14 protein-coding genes, 1 other RNA gene and 1 pseudogene are annotated in these 15,192 nt (G+C 32.7%); 10 read left to right on the plus strand and 6 right to left on the minus strand.

Features of this window, described 5'->3' with window-relative positions; all coding sequences use genetic code 11:
- Position 1 precedes the first annotated feature (1 nt).
- Together BOW55_RS19190 and BOW55_RS19195 are read right to left on the minus strand one after the other, a co-directional pair.
- Positions 2-499 carry a hypothetical protein gene (locus BOW55_RS19190; RefSeq protein WP_089052808.1) on the minus strand — a complete coding sequence of 166 codons (498 nt, stop codon included), beginning with the start codon at positions 497-499 and terminating at the stop codon, positions 2-4.
- A 146-nt stretch (positions 500-645) separates the two neighbouring features.
- Positions 646-1,467 carry a UDP-2,3-diacylglucosamine diphosphatase gene (locus BOW55_RS19195; RefSeq protein WP_089052809.1) on the minus strand — a complete coding sequence of 274 codons (822 nt, stop codon included), beginning with the start codon at positions 1,465-1,467 and terminating at the stop codon, positions 646-648.
- A gap of 187 nt (positions 1,468-1,654) precedes the next feature.
- On the opposite strand from BOW55_RS19195, the gene aroC reads away from it, so the two are divergent.
- The 4 genes from aroC to BOW55_RS19210 all read left to right on the plus strand — a co-directional run bounded on the left by aroC (position 1,655) and on the right by BOW55_RS19210 (position 6,354).
- The gene (aroC, locus tag BOW55_RS19200) at positions 1,655-2,713 is read left to right on the plus strand and encodes a chorismate synthase (protein ID WP_129025926.1); all 1,059 of its coding nucleotides are present in this window, start codon (positions 1,655-1,657) and stop codon (positions 2,711-2,713) included.
- 117 nt (positions 2,714-2,830) lie between these two features.
- Entirely contained in the window at positions 2,831-4,045 is a 1,215-nt protein-coding gene (locus tag BOW55_RS19205) for a dicarboxylate/amino acid:cation symporter (RefSeq protein ID WP_241686622.1), read from the plus strand.
- 123 nt (positions 4,046-4,168) lie between these two features.
- Positions 4,169-4,603: a hypothetical protein gene (locus tag BOW55_RS21450; protein WP_241686623.1), complete on the plus strand. Its 435-nt coding sequence runs from the start codon at positions 4,169-4,171 to the stop codon at positions 4,601-4,603.
- A 155-nt stretch (positions 4,604-4,758) separates the two neighbouring features.
- Positions 4,759-6,354: a response regulator gene (locus BOW55_RS19210; RefSeq protein ID WP_241686624.1), complete on the plus strand. Its 1,596-nt coding sequence runs from the start codon at positions 4,759-4,761 to the stop codon at positions 6,352-6,354.
- A gap of 113 nt (positions 6,355-6,467) precedes the next feature.
- Here BOW55_RS19210 and BOW55_RS19215 read toward each other — a convergent pair.
- Together BOW55_RS19215 and BOW55_RS19220 are read right to left on the minus strand one after the other, a co-directional pair.
- Positions 6,468-7,716 (minus strand): annotated as a pseudogene (locus tag BOW55_RS19215) (DEAD/DEAH box helicase).
- Between the two features lie 123 nt (positions 7,717-7,839).
- Positions 7,840-8,886 carry a formimidoylglutamase gene (locus BOW55_RS19220; RefSeq protein ID WP_129025929.1) on the minus strand — a complete coding sequence of 349 codons (1,047 nt, stop codon included), beginning with the start codon at positions 8,884-8,886 and terminating at the stop codon, positions 7,840-7,842.
- A 96-nt stretch (positions 8,887-8,982) separates the two neighbouring features.
- On the opposite strand from BOW55_RS19220, the gene BOW55_RS19225 reads away from it, so the two are divergent.
- Entirely contained in the window at positions 8,983-9,861 is an 879-nt protein-coding gene (locus BOW55_RS19225) for a hypothetical protein (protein ID WP_089052815.1), read from the plus strand.
- Between the two features lie 99 nt (positions 9,862-9,960).
- Here BOW55_RS19225 and hutI read toward each other — a convergent pair whose 3' ends face one another.
- Both hutI and BOW55_RS19235 read right to left on the minus strand, forming a co-directional pair.
- The gene (gene hutI / locus BOW55_RS19230) at positions 9,961-11,196 is read right to left on the minus strand and encodes an imidazolonepropionase (protein WP_129025931.1); all 1,236 of its coding nucleotides are present in this window, start codon (positions 11,194-11,196) and stop codon (positions 9,961-9,963) included.
- Positions 11,197-11,288: 92 nt separating this feature from the next.
- On the minus strand, positions 11,289-12,338 hold the full coding sequence (locus BOW55_RS19235) for a glutaminyl-peptide cyclotransferase (protein ID WP_129025933.1): 1,050 nt from the start codon (positions 12,336-12,338) through the stop codon (positions 11,289-11,291).
- An 88-nt stretch (positions 12,339-12,426) separates the two neighbouring features.
- Between BOW55_RS19235 and ffs the strand changes: the two genes are divergently transcribed.
- The 5 genes from ffs to BOW55_RS19260 all read left to right on the plus strand — a co-directional run bounded on the left by ffs (position 12,427) and on the right by BOW55_RS19260 (position 15,121).
- An RNA gene (gene ffs, locus BOW55_RS19240) (signal recognition particle sRNA small type) lies at positions 12,427-12,524 on the plus strand.
- 189 nt (positions 12,525-12,713) lie between these two features.
- Positions 12,714-13,517 carry an SDR family oxidoreductase gene (locus tag BOW55_RS19245; protein ID WP_129025934.1) on the plus strand — a complete coding sequence of 268 codons (804 nt, stop codon included), beginning with the start codon at positions 12,714-12,716 and terminating at the stop codon, positions 13,515-13,517.
- Positions 13,518-13,521: 4 nt separating this feature from the next.
- A complete protein-coding gene (locus BOW55_RS19250; protein WP_129025936.1) occupies positions 13,522-13,722 on the plus strand; it encodes a hypothetical protein in 201 nt (66 codons plus the stop codon).
- Between the two features lie 152 nt (positions 13,723-13,874).
- Positions 13,875-14,531: a fructose-6-phosphate aldolase gene (gene fsa / locus BOW55_RS19255; protein WP_089052819.1), complete on the plus strand. Its 657-nt coding sequence runs from the start codon at positions 13,875-13,877 to the stop codon at positions 14,529-14,531.
- A 92-nt stretch (positions 14,532-14,623) separates the two neighbouring features.
- The gene (locus BOW55_RS19260; protein WP_129025938.1) at positions 14,624-15,121 is read left to right on the plus strand and encodes a hypothetical protein; all 498 of its coding nucleotides are present in this window, start codon (positions 14,624-14,626) and stop codon (positions 15,119-15,121) included.
- Positions 15,122-15,192: the final 71 nt, after the last annotated feature.

Genomic DNA, 15,192 nt, shown 5'->3' on the forward strand with positions numbered 1-15,192 from the left:
ATTAAAATCTAAATTTAACACCAAGACCAACATCAAATCCGAAGTTGTCATCATCATAATATCCAGAACCAATTTCAGGTCTGGCATCTAATGATAATGTAATTGGCACTTCGCTAAATCTATATTCTATACCAATATCTCCAGCTGCAAAAACATAAGTTCCGCTGTCGTTGTATTTGTAGTTGTTATTGTAATAATCATGATCCCATGCAGCTAAACCACCACCAACACCAGCATACCAATTAAAACCGCCGTCAATATTCCAAACCCATTGGTACAAAGCAACACCTTTAATGGCGTCAACATCGCTGCTGTTTCTCCATCCTAAATCAAATTCAAGTCTGTTTTTTTGATTTAATCCCAGTTGGTAAGATACTTCACCTCCAAAGCCGTTATTGTCGCCTAAACGTATACCAAGAGCGTTTTTTGAAATTTCCTGTGATTGAGCCGTAAATGCTAATCCTAATAGCATAATGGCAGATAGAATAATCTTTTTCATAAAATGGTTAAATTAATTTTTTTCAAATGTATAGTTCTCCTAATTCAAGAACGTATAAAATTTTTGGAAATTGTTATATAATTCACATTTCGCAACATTTGAAACGTTGTAAATTAACCTAAAAGTATTGGTGTGCTATGTGTTTACTATTTAAGAATTATTGATGAGATTAATTGAGAGGTAAGAATATCTTCCATTTCAAAAAGATTTTCTTCTTCTGAAAAATTACTTTCTGTATAAGAGTATAATTTCCAGCGTTTTTTATGATATTCTAATGCTGTCAAGTTTTCGATCCAGTCGCCGGAGTTTAAGTATAATGTTGATCCGTGTTTGTTTTCTTTTGTTACGATTTTGGGCTCGTGAATATGCCCGCAGATTACATAATCGTAATTTTTTTCGATAGCCAGATCAGTTGCAGTAGTTTCAAAATCTGAGATGAATTTAACGGCTTTTTTTACGCTGGCTTTTATTTTTTTTGAAAAGGAGTAAGGTTCTCTGCCTAATTTTGCCAAACACCAATTAGCAAAACGATTACTCAAAATTAAATAATCATATCCTAAACCGCCTAGTTTTGCAATCCATTTTGAGTGTTGTACAGAAGCATCAAATACATCTCCGTGAAAAATCCAAGCTTTTTTATCGTCTAATTCTAAAACTAATTTATCAACCAAACTAAAATTTCCTAGATTCATGTCGCTGAATTTTCGTAGAATTTCATCATGATTTCCAGTAATATAATAGACTTTTGTTCCTTTAGAAGCCATTCCTATTATACGTTGTATAACCCTTAAATGCGATTTAGGAAAGTAGGATTTTCTAAACTGCCAAGCATCAATTATATCTCCGTTAAGTATTAAAGTTTTAGGTTTAATGCTTGATAAATAGTTGTTTAATTCTTTGGCGTGACTTCCGTAAGTTCCTAAGTGGACATCTGAGATAATGACCAATTCAACATTTCTTTTTTTCAATTTTTATTAATTTGAAGTTTAGCAAATAAAAGAATCTCTTCGTAAAACGGTTTTATCAAAAGGTTACTAATTTGGCTGCAGTTTTAATAAATTGTGATTTTTATTTGTTTGATCTTTAATTAACAATAACAATTTTAAATTTTTTAATTTAATTCATAAAACTTACATTTGCTCAAAACAAATAACAATGGCAGGAAATAGCTACGGCACCCTATATAAAGTTACAACATTTGGAGAATCTCATGGTGAAGCTTTAGGCGGAATTATAGACGGTTGTCCATCAGGAATTGAACTTGATTTAGAAGCAATTGAAGTTGAAATGTCTCGCAGAAAACCAGGACAATCAGCAATTGTTACCCAACGTAAAGAACCAGACGCAGTTCAGTTTTTATCTGGAATTTTTGAAGGTAAAACTACTGGAACTCCAATAGGTTTTATTATTCCAAACACCAACCAAAAGTCAGACGACTATTCGCATATAAAAGATAATTACAGACCAAGTCATGCTGATTACGTGTATGATCAAAAATACGGTTTTCGTGATTATCGCGGCGGCGGAAGAAGTTCTGCACGTGAAACAGCAAGCAGAGTTGTAGCAGGAGCAATTGCAAAACAAATGCTGCCTCAAATTAAAATTAATGCTTACGTTTCTTCTGTTGGACCTATTCATTTAGACACACCTTATCAGGACTTAGATTTTTCTAAAATCGAAAGCAATCCAGTTCGCTGTCCAGACGAAAAATCAGCAGCAATTATGGAAGAATATATTCGTGATATTCGCAAACAAGGAGACACCGTTGGTGGTGTTGTATCTTGTGTGATTCAAAATGTTCCAGTTGGTTTAGGAGAACCGGTATTTGATAAATTACATGCTGAATTAGGAAAAGCGATGCTTTCTATAAATGCAGTTAAAGGTTTTGAATACGGAAGCGGATTTTCTGGATCTGAAATGAAAGGAAGCGAACATAACGATTTGTATAATTCTGACGGAACTACAAAAACAAATCTTTCTGGCGGAATTCAAGGTGGAATTAGTAACGGAATGGATATCTATTTTAGAGTTGCTTTTAAACCAGTTGCTACCATTATGCAGACTCAAGATTCGCTTGATAATAAAGGAAACATAACACCAATGACCGGAAAAGGACGTCATGATCCGTGCGTTGTACCTCGTGCTGTGCCAATTGTTGAAGCAATGGCCGCAATTGTTTTGGCTGATTTTTATTTAATCAACAAAACATATTAATAAAAATTAAGACAGTGAGGGTCTTATATTTTAATAATTAAAAAACAAATTAATGCAAGTTACAGAAACCAAAAAAAATCATTTCTTTCAGGACTAACTGGGCAAATTTTAATTGCTATGGTTCTTGGAGCAGCTCTAGGAATTACCCTTCATCATTATATTTCTCCTGAAGCTGCGTTGTCTTTCAGCAACAAAATAAAAATGCTGGCAACTATTTTTATTCGTTTGGTGCAAATGATTATTTCGCCTTTAGTTTTTACAACTTTAGTGGTTGGAATCGCAAAATTAGGTGATATAAAAACGGTTGGAAGAGTTGGAGGAAAAGCACTTGGTTGGTTTTTTACAGCTTCATTTATTTCTTTATTGATTGGACTATTTTATGTAAATATTTTAGAGCCGGGAGTTGGAATCAATTTAGGGCATGTTGATATGGCATCTGCAACAGAGGTAACTGGAAAAACTCAAAATTTATCTTTCGAGAATTTTGTTGAACATATCGTTCCTAAAAGTATTTTTGAGGCAATGGCAACCAATGAGATTTTACAAATCGTTGTGTTTTCAATCTTTTTTGGATTAGCTGCTGCATCATTAGGAAATACGGTGAAGCCTGTAATTGGAGCTTTAGATAAAATGTCGCACATCGTTTTGAAAATGGTGAATTATGTAATGAACTTTGCTCCAATTGGAGTGTTTGGGGCTATTGCAGGTGTATTTGCAATTAGAGATGCCGAAGAGTTGATTATAACATACTTTAAATTCTTTGGATCTTTCTTACTTGGAATTGGTACTTTATGGGTTGTTTTAATAGCTGTAGGTTATATTTTTCTAAAAGGAAGAATGACCGAGTTATTAAGACGTATTGTTGGACCTTTGGCTATTGCTTTTGGAACTACAAGCAGTGAAGCTGTTTTTCCTAAATTAACTGAAGAATTAGAAAATTTTGGTGTAAAAGATAGAATTGTATCATTTATGCTGCCTCTTGGTTATTCGTTTAATCTAGACGGAAGTATGATGTATATGACTTTTGCGAGTATTTTTATTGCTCAATTTTATAAAGTCGATTTAGATTTAGGAACTCAAATGGTAATGCTTTTAGTATTGATGTTAACCAGTAAAGGAATTGCAGGTGTGCCAAGAGCTAGTTTAGTTGTTGTTGCAGCAACTTGCGGAATGTTTAAAATTCCTGTAGAAGGTATTGCCTTGATTTTACCTATTGATCACTTTTGTGATATGTTTAGAAGTGCAACAAACGTTTTGGGTAATGCATTAGCTACTTCGGTTGTTGGACAATGGGAAGGTAATGAAGAAACTGAGGTTGTATCTGAAAGTTAAAAAAGATACTTTTTTCAATAGAAAAACGTGTTTTTATATCTAAAAAAAGAGCTGTATTTTTTAATTGAAATACAGCTCTTTTTTTAAATTATTAAATGTATATTTGATAAAATTAGCCGATTAATGCCCCGAAAACGGATTTTTTTATTTCTTCTTGTATTTCTGAATTGTTTTGTCAATTCAGCGATCGGGCAAACTGAACCCATATCAGAGGCAAAGATTGATAAACTTATAAAAAAAGCATTAGCTGATTTTAGAGAGTCAAACTTCGAAAAATCATTAATTACTTCCAGAGCTGCATTAAATGGTGCAACTAATTCTAAGAATCCTACCTTAATTTCTCGTTCGTACAATATCATTGCGGCAAACTATAATGAGTTATTAGAAGTTGACAAGGCAATCTTCTTTTATAACAAAAGTTTGTATTATGCCAATAAAACAAAAAACGATTCTATTAAGTACAATCTTTATAATAATCTAGGAAATATGTACTGTTTTGAAAAAAACAGTTCGAGAAAGGAATCCAATATTATAAAAAATCGATTGTTTATGGTTTAAAAATTAAAGATTTAAGTCAGGTTTATTTTAGTAATGTAAATATTGTCTGGGCGTATTTTGATATTAAGAAATATGAGGAAGGTTATCCGTATCTAAAATATGTAAATGAGAATAAGGAAAAGTATGGAGATGAGTTGACGGAAATTGTTGTGAATATGTTTAATGGTATTTATCACAATTTTCGTAATGAGGACAACTTGGCGGATGCTTTTTTTGCAAAAGCTATAAAAGCAGGGAAGGGTAATACTCAAAAATCTGATTTAGCGTTTGCTCATTTAGAATATTCAAGATTTTTAACTAAAAAAAACAGACTCAAAGAAGCTTATGAAAATCTTTCTATGTATACCAAGCTTACTGATGAGTTGTATAATGATGAAAAAATTAAGAAAGCGACTGTTGCTGGGTTTAATCTAGAATTAGACGAATATAAAAGGCAGATTGATAAAGTCGAGAACGAAAAAGTAGAACAATATCACAGTCTTAAAAAATCAAAAATTATTGTTATACTATTTGTTTTAATTTCTTTGATTTTGCTATTTCTGATTATTACTTTAATTAAAAATATCAGACTTAAGAAAAAACACAATTTAGAGCTTCTAAAAGCAAAAGAAATTGCAGAGGAAGCCTCACTCTTAAAAACTCAATTTATTTCGACTATAAGCCACGAATTACGCACACCGCTTTATGGTGTAGTTGGTATAACGAACATGCTGCTCGATGAACATAAGGAATTATCACGAAGCGAGCATTTAAGTGCTTTGAAATTCTCTGCCAGATATTTATTGTCACTTGTAAATGACATTCTTCAAATCAATAAAATTGAAGAAAATAAGGTGGTGCTGGAGAACTTAACGTTTAATATTTCTGATGAGATAATTGTAATCAAGAATTCCCTTTCTTTCTTATCTCAAAAAAATAATAATAAGATAAACATAGATATTGATGATAAGATTCCAGAATATCTAATTGGAGATAAACTTCGTTTGGCTCAAATTTTAATGAACTTGGTTAGTAATGCTTTAAAGTTTACTAAAAATGGTGAAGTCGATATTGTGGTTAAACTTGACCGAATCGACGGGAAGTTTTACTTTTTGGATTTTCTAATTAAAGACAATGGAGTAGGTATAGCTGCTGTTGATCAAAATAAAATTTTTGAAAAATTTGTTCAAGTGGGAAGAAAAGATGAAGATTATCAAGGAACCGGTTTAGGTCTTAGTATTGTAAAAAGATTATTAGGGCTTTTTGGAAGTACAATTAGTGTGGAAAGTGATCTCGGTAAGGGAACAGCTTTCTCTTTTAAAGTTCCATTTGAGCATGATCCTCAAAAAACTAAAAAGATTATAGAAGAAATTGAAGTTGATTTAACCTCCAATGAAATTTATAAAATTTTAATTGTTGAAGACAACTTGATTAATCAGCTGGTAACGAAGAAAATTATCGAGAAAAACAACTATATCTGTTCTGTTGTAGATGATGGATTTGGAGCCTTAAAAATATTAGAAACGGAGGAGTTTGATCTTATTTTAATGGATATTAATATGCCATTAATGAATGGATTTGAAACCACAAAAAGAATTCGTCTTTTAGGTATAAAAACGCCTATAGTTGCCTTAACTGCTTTTGATAAAGATGAAATAACAGACGAAGCAATTTCGTCAGGAATAAACGATATTATTGTAAAACCGTTTGAGCCTGTTAAGTTGTTTAAAATTTTAAACTACTTAATAAATGAAGCAAAAAACGTTGGTTAAGAGGGTAATATATAAAACAATAAACACGAATTTCACAAATTAGCACTAGTCTATAAAAATTTGTGCAAATTAGTGAAATTCGTGTTTAGTATTGAATTAAATTCTGTTACGTATTAGTACCAGCGTTTTTTATTTTGTTTAGAAGCATTTGATTTTCTCGATTTATGAGCTCCGCCGCTTCGGTTTGAATTTTTAGGTTTTTCTCCCGCTTCTGGACTTCCTTCATGCCAAGGGTAAGGATGATCTTTAATAGTTTGAACATCTACCTTTATCAATTTCTGAATATCTTTCCAGTACGGATGCTCGTCTTTTCCACAAAATGAAATTGCAATACCACCATTTCCTGCGCGCCCGGTACGTCCAATACGGTGTACGTAAGTTTCAGGAATATTAGGAAGATCAAAATTGATAACATAAGGAAGCTGTTCAATATCAATTCCTCTTGCCGCAATATCTGTAGCTACAAGTACGCCAACTTCTTTGTTTTTAAAAGCATCTAAAACACGTTGTCTTGCATTTTGAGATTTATCTCCGTGAATTGCTTCTGCAGGAATATCTTTTTTTCTAAGTGCTTTTACAACATTATCAGCTCCATGTTTCGTTCTTGAAAAAACAAGTACATTTGATAAGTTTTCGTTTTTTATCAAATGGTATAATAAATTTCTTTTTTCTGTTTTATCAACAAAATAAATACGCTGTTCTACATTTTCGGCAGTTGAAGAAACTGGAGAAACTTCTACTTTTTCTGGATCTTGTAAAAACATTTCGGCCAGTTCGCGAATCGCTAAAGGCATTGTAGCAGAGAAAAGTAAAGTTTGTCTGTTTTTTGGAGTCAGTTTTACAATCTTCTTTACATCATTTATAAAACCCATATCAAGCATTTGATCTGCTTCATCAAGAACTAAAGTATGCAAATGATTAAAATCTAGAAAACCTTGTTTATGTAAATCAAGTAAGCGGCCAGGAGTAGCTACTAAAATATCTACACCATTTTTTAAAGCTTCAACTTGTGGGTTTTGTGAAACACCGCCAAAAATAGTCAGTTGAGTTAGGTTTGTATATTTAGCATAAGTGTCAAAACTTTGACCAATTTGTACTGCTAATTCACGAGTAGGAGTAACTACAAGAGCACGAATTTGTTTGGCCTTTTTTTGAAGAGCCTACAATTCGGTGTAATTGATGTATGATAGGAATTGCAAATGCTGCAGTTTTTCCCGTACCTGTTTGCGCGCAGCCAATTAAATCCCGCCCAGCCAAAACAATCGGAATTGATTTTTCCTGAATTGGGGTAGGATTTAAGTAGCCTTCTTCAAATACGGCTTTTTGTATACTTTTTGAAAGTGATAAATCTTCGAATAACATATCTTAGTAATTAAGATTTTAGTTTTAAGTACTAAAATCTGTGCAAAGATAGGTTTATTCGGTCAATCGTTTATTTGATTCTTGTATTATTTGGGAAATGTGTGGTTTTAAAGTAGTTGTTCTTCATTGAGATTTTTCTTTTTCGTTATTAGCTTTCACAAAATCGGTAACCAAATAACCAATTAATTTTCCAATTAAATTGTTGTTTGGAGAATCAGCTAAATCTGGTGCACCTTCGCAAATATGAAGATATGCTGCATTTTTATGCTGTCCGAAAAAAGAAATGAATTGTCTGAGTTCTTCAACCGAAAATCCACTTATAGTCATTGCACTGCTGGCAATATTAGGAATTGCATCTAAGTCAATTTCAATTCCAAACGAATCAGTTTTGATAAATTCGAGTGCAAGAGCCATTTCTTTGTCAAAGTCTTTTTCTTTACGAATATTGACGCTGTCATAAGTATTATAGCGAACGCGGTCTTCTAGTTTTTTAATAATGTCTAAAACACTTTTTGAAGTATAATTTTCGTGCAATCCAAAAATGAAGTATTTTTTTAGGAAACCTTCTTCGTAAGCATATGAGAAGCCATTTCCGCTATGACGGCCTTCCAGAATTCTAAAATCAGAATGGGCATCAAAATTTATGGCGTTAATAGGTTTTCCTTTGGCTAAAGCCGAGCCTTTAATATTTCCGTAAGCATTATTATGACCGCCGCCAATTATAATTGGAGTTTTTCCAGCTTTAATTATAGTAAAAATAATATGCGAAACCTCTTTGTCAATTTTTTCTACTAATTGACTTAATTTAGATCGGTCGTCAATGTCATTAAAGTCTAGTTTTTCAACATTTCGCATTTCTTCGGCAACATTAAGCTGTCCTAAAACTATAATCTGGCTGCCTTTGCAAAAGCGATTGTGTTGGATATTGGCAATGCTTTTTATGGCACTGCTCCAAGCAGAAGCAGCTCCTGGTCTTCCGTAGTTAGCACGCACGCCAATATCTTCAGGAATCCCTAAAAGAACGTATTTTGCTTCGCTTTCTTGTAAAAATTTGATTTTATCAGCTCCCTTAGGAATGACAATCATTTTTTCTCCAAATTTTATTTCGCCGCTTCGATGATTTGTGACCTTTGCCAAATCATTGACTGTAAAAGGAATTAGTTTTTCCATTAAAAAAAATATTTTCCAAAAATAATATAATTGCGTCAACTTACGTTATTACGATATATTAATTCTTAAATTTGTTTTTAAAGAAAATTATTCAATATGGAAAACCCAAAGAACAACAATTCAAGTCTAAAGGCGATTATCGCAGTTTTAGCAGTCCTACTAATTGGTAGCTTAGTGTATATTTTTAAACTTTCTTCTGATACTGAAGTGGTTAAAACTGAACTTACAACAACGATGACAGAGAAAGAATCTGTTATGAAAGATTTGCAAGAGTTAAAAGCGACTTATGATGCTGCAATTGCAGAGAATACTTCAATGTCTGATGAATTAATTCAAGAAAGAGATAAAGTAGTGGCTTTAATGGATGATTTGAACAAATCTAAAGGTGATGTTTCTAAATTCAGATCTCAAGTTCAAGCAATGCAAGGTAAAATGAAAACTTTAGTTGCTGAAAACGATGAGTTGAAAAAACAAAATGGTGTTTTAACTACTCAAAGAGATAGTACTATTGTAGTATTGGGAGAATCTAAAAAGTATAACGAAGTACTAGTTGGTCAAAATGAAGAATTGGCTAAAACTGTAGAAAGAGGTTCTAAGTTATCAGTTTTAAATACTAAAACTGCAGCTTACAAATTGAAAAGCTCAGGAAAACAAGTTGAAACTGATAAAGCAAGCCGTGCCGATGTTTTGAAAGTAAGCTTTACAATTGCTGAAAATCAAATCGCTAAGTCTGGTGATAAAACGTATTATGTTCAAGTGATTGATTCTAAAAATAACGTTTTAGGTGATAAGAAAACTGAAAGCTTTGGTGATAAATCATTAACATACAGCTTTAAAACTACTGTTCAATATGAGAACAAAAGTGTAAATGTTACTGAAGATTTACCAGGTAAAGATTTTGCTAAAGGAACTTATTTTATCAATGTTTTTGATAATGATGAGTTGGTTTCTAAAACAAGTTTCAGTTTAAGATAAGACCACGTCGCTTAAGTAATAATACCACTAAAATATTAAAGGTCTGTGATTTTTTTACAGACCTTTTTTTATTGATAAAACTATTCACAGATGTAACTGTTATATAATCTTTCCTTCTATAAAAACACTTTCAATTAAATTACTGCCAAATGCATAAGGTATTTGATAATAAGAAGAAATTGGTTTCGTCAGGATAAGATTGGCTTTTTTTCCTTTTGTGATACTTCCGTGCGTTTCTGAAAGTCCCATTGCATAAGCTCCGTTAATTGTAGCTGCGTTTATAGCTTCTTCGGGAGTCATTTTCATCTTTATACAAGCCGTTGCTACAACAAAATTCATGTTACCTGAGGGCGTAGAACCTGGATTGAAATCGGTTGCTAATGCAAGCGGTAAACCTGCTTTGATCATTTCGCGCGCTGGAGTATATGGAATACTTAAAAAATACGAACATGACGGTAAAGCAACCGGCATCGTTTCTGTGTCTTTTAAAGCTTCAATATCTTCTGGATTCATAATTTCAAGATGATCTACAGAAAGGGCTTTAAATTTAACGCCAGCTTGTATTCCGCCAATAGAATTGAATTGGTTTACATGTATTTTTGGTAGTAAGCCAGATTTTATTCCTGCATCCATTATTGTTTCGGTTTCTTCAACAGAAAAATAACCGCTTTCGCAGAAAACATCAATATAATCAGCAAGCTTATCTTGAGCAATTTCAGGAATCATTTGTGTTATAATTTCTTCGATATAACCAGCCTTGTTTTCTTTGTAATGTGTTGGAAAAGCATGAGCACCCAAAAAAGTAGCTTTTATTGAAATGGGATAATTTTCGGCTAGTTTTTTAATTACGCGAAGCATTTTTAATTCGCCTTCAATAGTAAGTCCGTAACCTGATTTTATTTCAACAGCGCCAGTTCCTAATTGCATTACTTCTTCAAGACGAAGTTTAGATTGTTCGTAAATATCATCTTCTGAAGTTTCGTTTAATTTTTTAGCCGAATTTAATATTCCGCCTCCGCGATTAGCAATTTCTTCATAAGTAAATCCGTTAATACGATCAACAAATTCCTGTTCGCGATTGCCGGCGTAAACAATATGAGTGTGACTGTCGCACCAAGTTGGCAGAACTACTTTTCCTGTGGCATCGATAACTTTGTCTGCATCAATTTCAGGAAGATTTTCCATCAATCCAAAATTGACAATTAGATTGTCTTTTATCAGTAAAAAAGCATTTTTAAGCGTTGGAAGTATTGCCATTTCAGCTCCTGAAACTTTTGATATTGAAGTTTCGCGAACTTGAAGGAGTTCTTGTATGTTTTTTATTAATGTTGTCATTATTGTTATTGTTATAAAAGACAAATTTCACAAATTATCACGAACTAATTCGCGAAATCTGTGAAATTTGTATTCTTATTAGTTTTGTTTTATTATTCAGAAACGGTTATTTCAAACATTTTCTCCCAGTATTTTCCAGTAACAAATATGGTTTTGGTTTGTGGGTTGTAAGCGATTCCGTTTAATACTTCAGCTTCTGGATGTTTGATGAATTTACGTAAACCAGAAAGGTTTAAAATGCCTTCAACAGCTCCAGAAGTTGGATTTATAATTGCAATAGCATCTTTTTGCCAAACATTTGCATAGATCTTTCCGTTGATATATTCCAATTCGTTAAGAACTTTAATTTTTGAAGTTCCTGAGTATACATTGATGTAATCAATAAGTTTTTGAGTTTCGGGATCCATCTTCCAGATTTTTTCAGTTCCATCTGAACGATAAATGTATTTACCGTCATTTGTCATTCCCCAGCCTTCAATTTCTTTGTCGTAGGTAAATGTTTTTTCAAGTTTTAATGTTTTAGCATCATAAATAAAGCCTGTTTTTTCCTGCCAGCTTAATTGGAAAACTTTTCCGTTAATAAAAGTAATTCCTTCACCAAAATATTCTTTCGGAAGATCTACTTGTTTAATCACTTTTCCAGTTTTATAATCTACAGATCTAAAATAAGAATCTCCTTTTTGACCTGTACTTTCATATAAAACGCCATCATAAAACTCTAAACCTTCTGTAAAAGCTTTGGTGTCGTGCGGGTATGTGTTTACAACTTTATAGTTTAGTAATTTTGGTTCAACACTTGAAACTAATTCAATTCTTTTAGTAGCATCAGATGAGTTTCCTCCAAAATAAACAGTTGCTTTTAGATATTGATAACCTAATCTTTGATCTTTTAGTTCAAATTTAAATTTTTCATTTCCTTTTTTACTTCCCACTTTTTTATCGTTAACAAAGTACGCAACGCTGTCGATTTCTTTCGAATTTGGGTTTGAAATTCCAATTGAAACAGCTTCTTGTGGAAGAAAATGGGCAGGAAAAGCAGAATCGTCAATATTAAATAAAGAATTTTCACCTTTATTTTTATCTCCACATCCAATTAATGTAGTTCCTAATAAAATGACAGCTAGGAAGTTATATTTTTTCATAGTTTAAAATTTGAATAAGCCAATATACAACGATATTTTTATAGCAGCAAAGCTCTTGCAAAAATATAAAAAGATTGTATATTTGCACCGGCAAGTCCTACACGACCAGCTCCTGCAGACTCCCCCAGGATGGGAACATAGCAAGGGTACGTGGTTGAGCGGTGCGATGTAGGTCGCTTGCCATTTTTTTTCTTTTTTTTATTGTCCCGAAGTTTCGGGATTTTTTTTTAGAATTAATGTAAAAGTAGTCTTCCTTCGGGAGGATTTTTTTATTTTTGGTTCTTAGTGAAGTTTGGAGTTAAGCGTTAGAGATGAAAAATTTTGTCTTTTTGCGTAAAACTCATAAGTCACAATTCATAACTCATAACTCAATAAATGAATAAAGTTGTTTTAATTACAGGTGCATCCTCAGGGATTGGAAAATCGATTGGTGAATTTTTGCATAAAAAAGGATTCGTTGTATATGGAACCAGCAGAAATCCTGAAAAAGTATTGAATTCTATTTTCCCGTTAGTGGCTCTGGATGTTCGAAATGCTGAATCAATTAAACTGGCGGTGAATAAAATTATTGCAGCTTCTGGGAGATTGGATATTGTAATTAATAATGCTGGAGTTGGAATTACAGGACCTTTGGAAGAAATTCCGATGGAAGAAATTAAAAACAATTTTGAAACTAATTTCTTTGGGCCAATTGAGGTAATGAAATCAGTATTGCCGCAAATGCGTGAGCAAAAATCTGGTTTGATTATTAATATTACTTCAATTGCAGGTTATATGGGATTGCCTTACAGAAGTGTTTATTCGGCTTCAAAAGGAGCTTTAGAATTGATTACGGAGGCTTTGAGGATGGAAGTGAAGCAATTTGGGATTGAAATAACAAATGTGGCTCCTGGAGATTTTGCTACAAATATTGCATCAGGACGTTATCATGCACCGGTTATTCAAGCTTCTGCTTATGAAAAAGTGTATGGAGAGACACTTGCAACGATGGATGAACATGTTGATGCGGGAAGTAATCCAAATGAAATGGCTGAAGCTGTTTTTAAAATTATTCAACAAGATAAACCAAAAGTTCATTATAAGGTGGGAGCTTTCATGCAGAAGTTTTCGATTGTATTGAAACGTGCATTGCCAGATAAGGTTTATGAAAAAATGCTGATGAATCATTATAACTTGTAAAATTATGAATCAGATGATAGAGTTTTTGCCTACTATTTTTGTTGTTTTAATTTTTCTTGTTGTTTGGTTTGTATTTCGAAGAATATTAAGCTCTTTGAGTGATAAGATTAACAATTCGGAAGTTTATAAGGAAGAAACGTTAAAAGTTCTTGAAGAAATTAGAGATGAATTGAAAGAATTAAATAAAAAGAATTCTTCTAAGTAATTATAAGTTGTAATTTTGCAGCTGAGTTTGCGTGAGGGATAAAGGTGTTATTCTTTTGTGAAGTGAAGCGGAACAAAAGATATAGTCGAAAGCCCGTTCGCCATGGTGAACACGCCCAAATAATATTCAACACAATTAAATATAAATAGATTATGAAATTTTTTATTGATACTGCTAATTTAGCTCAGATTAAAGAAGCACAAGCTTTAGGCGTTTTAGATGGTGTAACAACTAACCCGTCTTTGATGGCTAAAGAAGGAATTACTGGAAAAAACAATATCTTGAAGCATTATGTTGACATTTGCAATCTTGTAGAAGGTGATGTAAGTGCTGAAGTAAACGCTTTGGATTTTGAAGGAATGGTGAAAGAAGGTGAGGAGTTAGCTGAGTTACATGATCAAATCGTTGTAAAATTGCCTATGACAAAAGAAGGTGTAATGGCTGCAAAATATTTTTCTGATAAAGGAATTAAAACAAACGTAACTCTTGTGTTTTCTGCAGGACAAGCATTATTGGCTGCAAAAGCGGGTGCAACTTATGTTTCTCCTTTCATTGGTCGTTTAGATGATGTTTCTACAGACGGTTTGAATTTAATTCAAGAAATTAGAGAGATTTACGATAACTATGGTTATGAAACTCAAATTTTAGCAGCTTCTGTACGTCACACAATGCATATTGTAAACTGTGCAAAAATTGGTGCTGATGTAATGACTGGACCGCTTTCTGCAATTTACGGATTATTGAAACATCCGTTAACTGATATCGGTTTAGCACAATTCGTAGCTGACTTCGAGAAGGGAAATAAGTAATTATTAGATACTTATAAAATTAAAATCGTCTTTTTTCTAACGAGAAAAGACGATTTTTTTTACTTTTATAGTAACCTAAAAACAAATTACTTATGAAAATTGTACTATTCTTAATGTCATTTTTTGTTGCGAGTTTATCTATAAATGCACAAGCGGCAAAGGTTCTTACAAGTGTTAATGAAGCTGGAGATGTAGCTACTTATGAGTTGGACTGCAGTGCTAAGTTTCAGGTATTGGCTAAAGGTTTGCGTTATAATATTACCCGACATGAATTTAAGGGACCTGAGCTGAAAAACTCATACCGATTGATGTTGGTTATGGATGGATTTTATTCAAAAACACTCAATAAAACAATGACAATATCTGCAGTATTAAGTGATGGTACAATTATCGAAGCTAAAAAGATTATTGAAGACGACGGTTTTTTTGATGGTGCCTGCACATTAAAAATCAAAGACCCTCAGGCTCTTTTAGCGGCTAATATAGATAAAGTTATTGTTCATGCGGATAAAGATGTTGTGTATAACTTAAGTGAGCAAAACAAGGCTGTTTTTAAAAAGAATTTAAGTAATGTTATAAATGCTAAGTAACGTAAAGAGGTTCAAAGGAGCAAAGCGGTAAAGATTCTGAGGTTTTGTTTTGTAAGGAAATAAAAAATCCC

The sequence above is a fragment of the Flavobacterium sp. YO12 genome (genome assembly GCF_004119495.1).
Taxonomy (GTDB): domain Bacteria; phylum Bacteroidota; class Bacteroidia; order Flavobacteriales; family Flavobacteriaceae; genus Flavobacterium.

Excerpts from the sequence above, each read along its gene's own strand:
- BOW55_RS19190 (WP_089052808.1), bottom strand. The coding sequence starts at position 499 with ATGAAAAAGATTATTCTATCTGCCATTATGCTATTAGGATTAGCATTT.
- fsa (WP_089052819.1), top strand. The coding sequence starts at position 13,875 with ATGAAATTTTTTATTGATACTGCTAATTTAGCTCAGATTAAAGAAGCA.
- BOW55_RS19235 (WP_129025933.1), bottom strand. The coding sequence starts at position 12,338 with ATGAAAAAATATAACTTCCTAGCTGTCATTTTATTAGGAACTACATTA.
- aroC (WP_129025926.1), top strand. The coding sequence starts at position 1,655 with ATGGCAGGAAATAGCTACGGCACCCTATATAAAGTTACAACATTTGGA.
- BOW55_RS19205 (WP_241686622.1), top strand. The coding sequence starts at position 2,831 with ATGGTTCTTGGAGCAGCTCTAGGAATTACCCTTCATCATTATATTTCT.
- BOW55_RS19225 (WP_089052815.1), top strand. The coding sequence starts at position 8,983 with ATGGAAAACCCAAAGAACAACAATTCAAGTCTAAAGGCGATTATCGCA.
- BOW55_RS19250 (WP_129025936.1), top strand. The coding sequence starts at position 13,522 with ATGAATCAGATGATAGAGTTTTTGCCTACTATTTTTGTTGTTTTAATT.
- BOW55_RS21450 (WP_241686623.1), top strand. The coding sequence starts at position 4,169 with ATGCCCCGAAAACGGATTTTTTTATTTCTTCTTGTATTTCTGAATTGT.
- BOW55_RS19260 (WP_129025938.1), top strand. The coding sequence starts at position 14,624 with ATGAAAATTGTACTATTCTTAATGTCATTTTTTGTTGCGAGTTTATCT.
- BOW55_RS19220 (WP_129025929.1), bottom strand. The coding sequence starts at position 8,886 with ATGGAAAAACTAATTCCTTTTACAGTCAATGATTTGGCAAAGGTCACA.
- BOW55_RS19210 (WP_241686624.1), top strand. The coding sequence starts at position 4,759 with ATGTTTAATGGTATTTATCACAATTTTCGTAATGAGGACAACTTGGCG.
- hutI (WP_129025931.1), bottom strand. The coding sequence starts at position 11,196 with ATGACAACATTAATAAAAAACATACAAGAACTCCTTCAAGTTCGCGAA.
- BOW55_RS19245 (WP_129025934.1), top strand. The coding sequence starts at position 12,714 with ATGAATAAAGTTGTTTTAATTACAGGTGCATCCTCAGGGATTGGAAAA.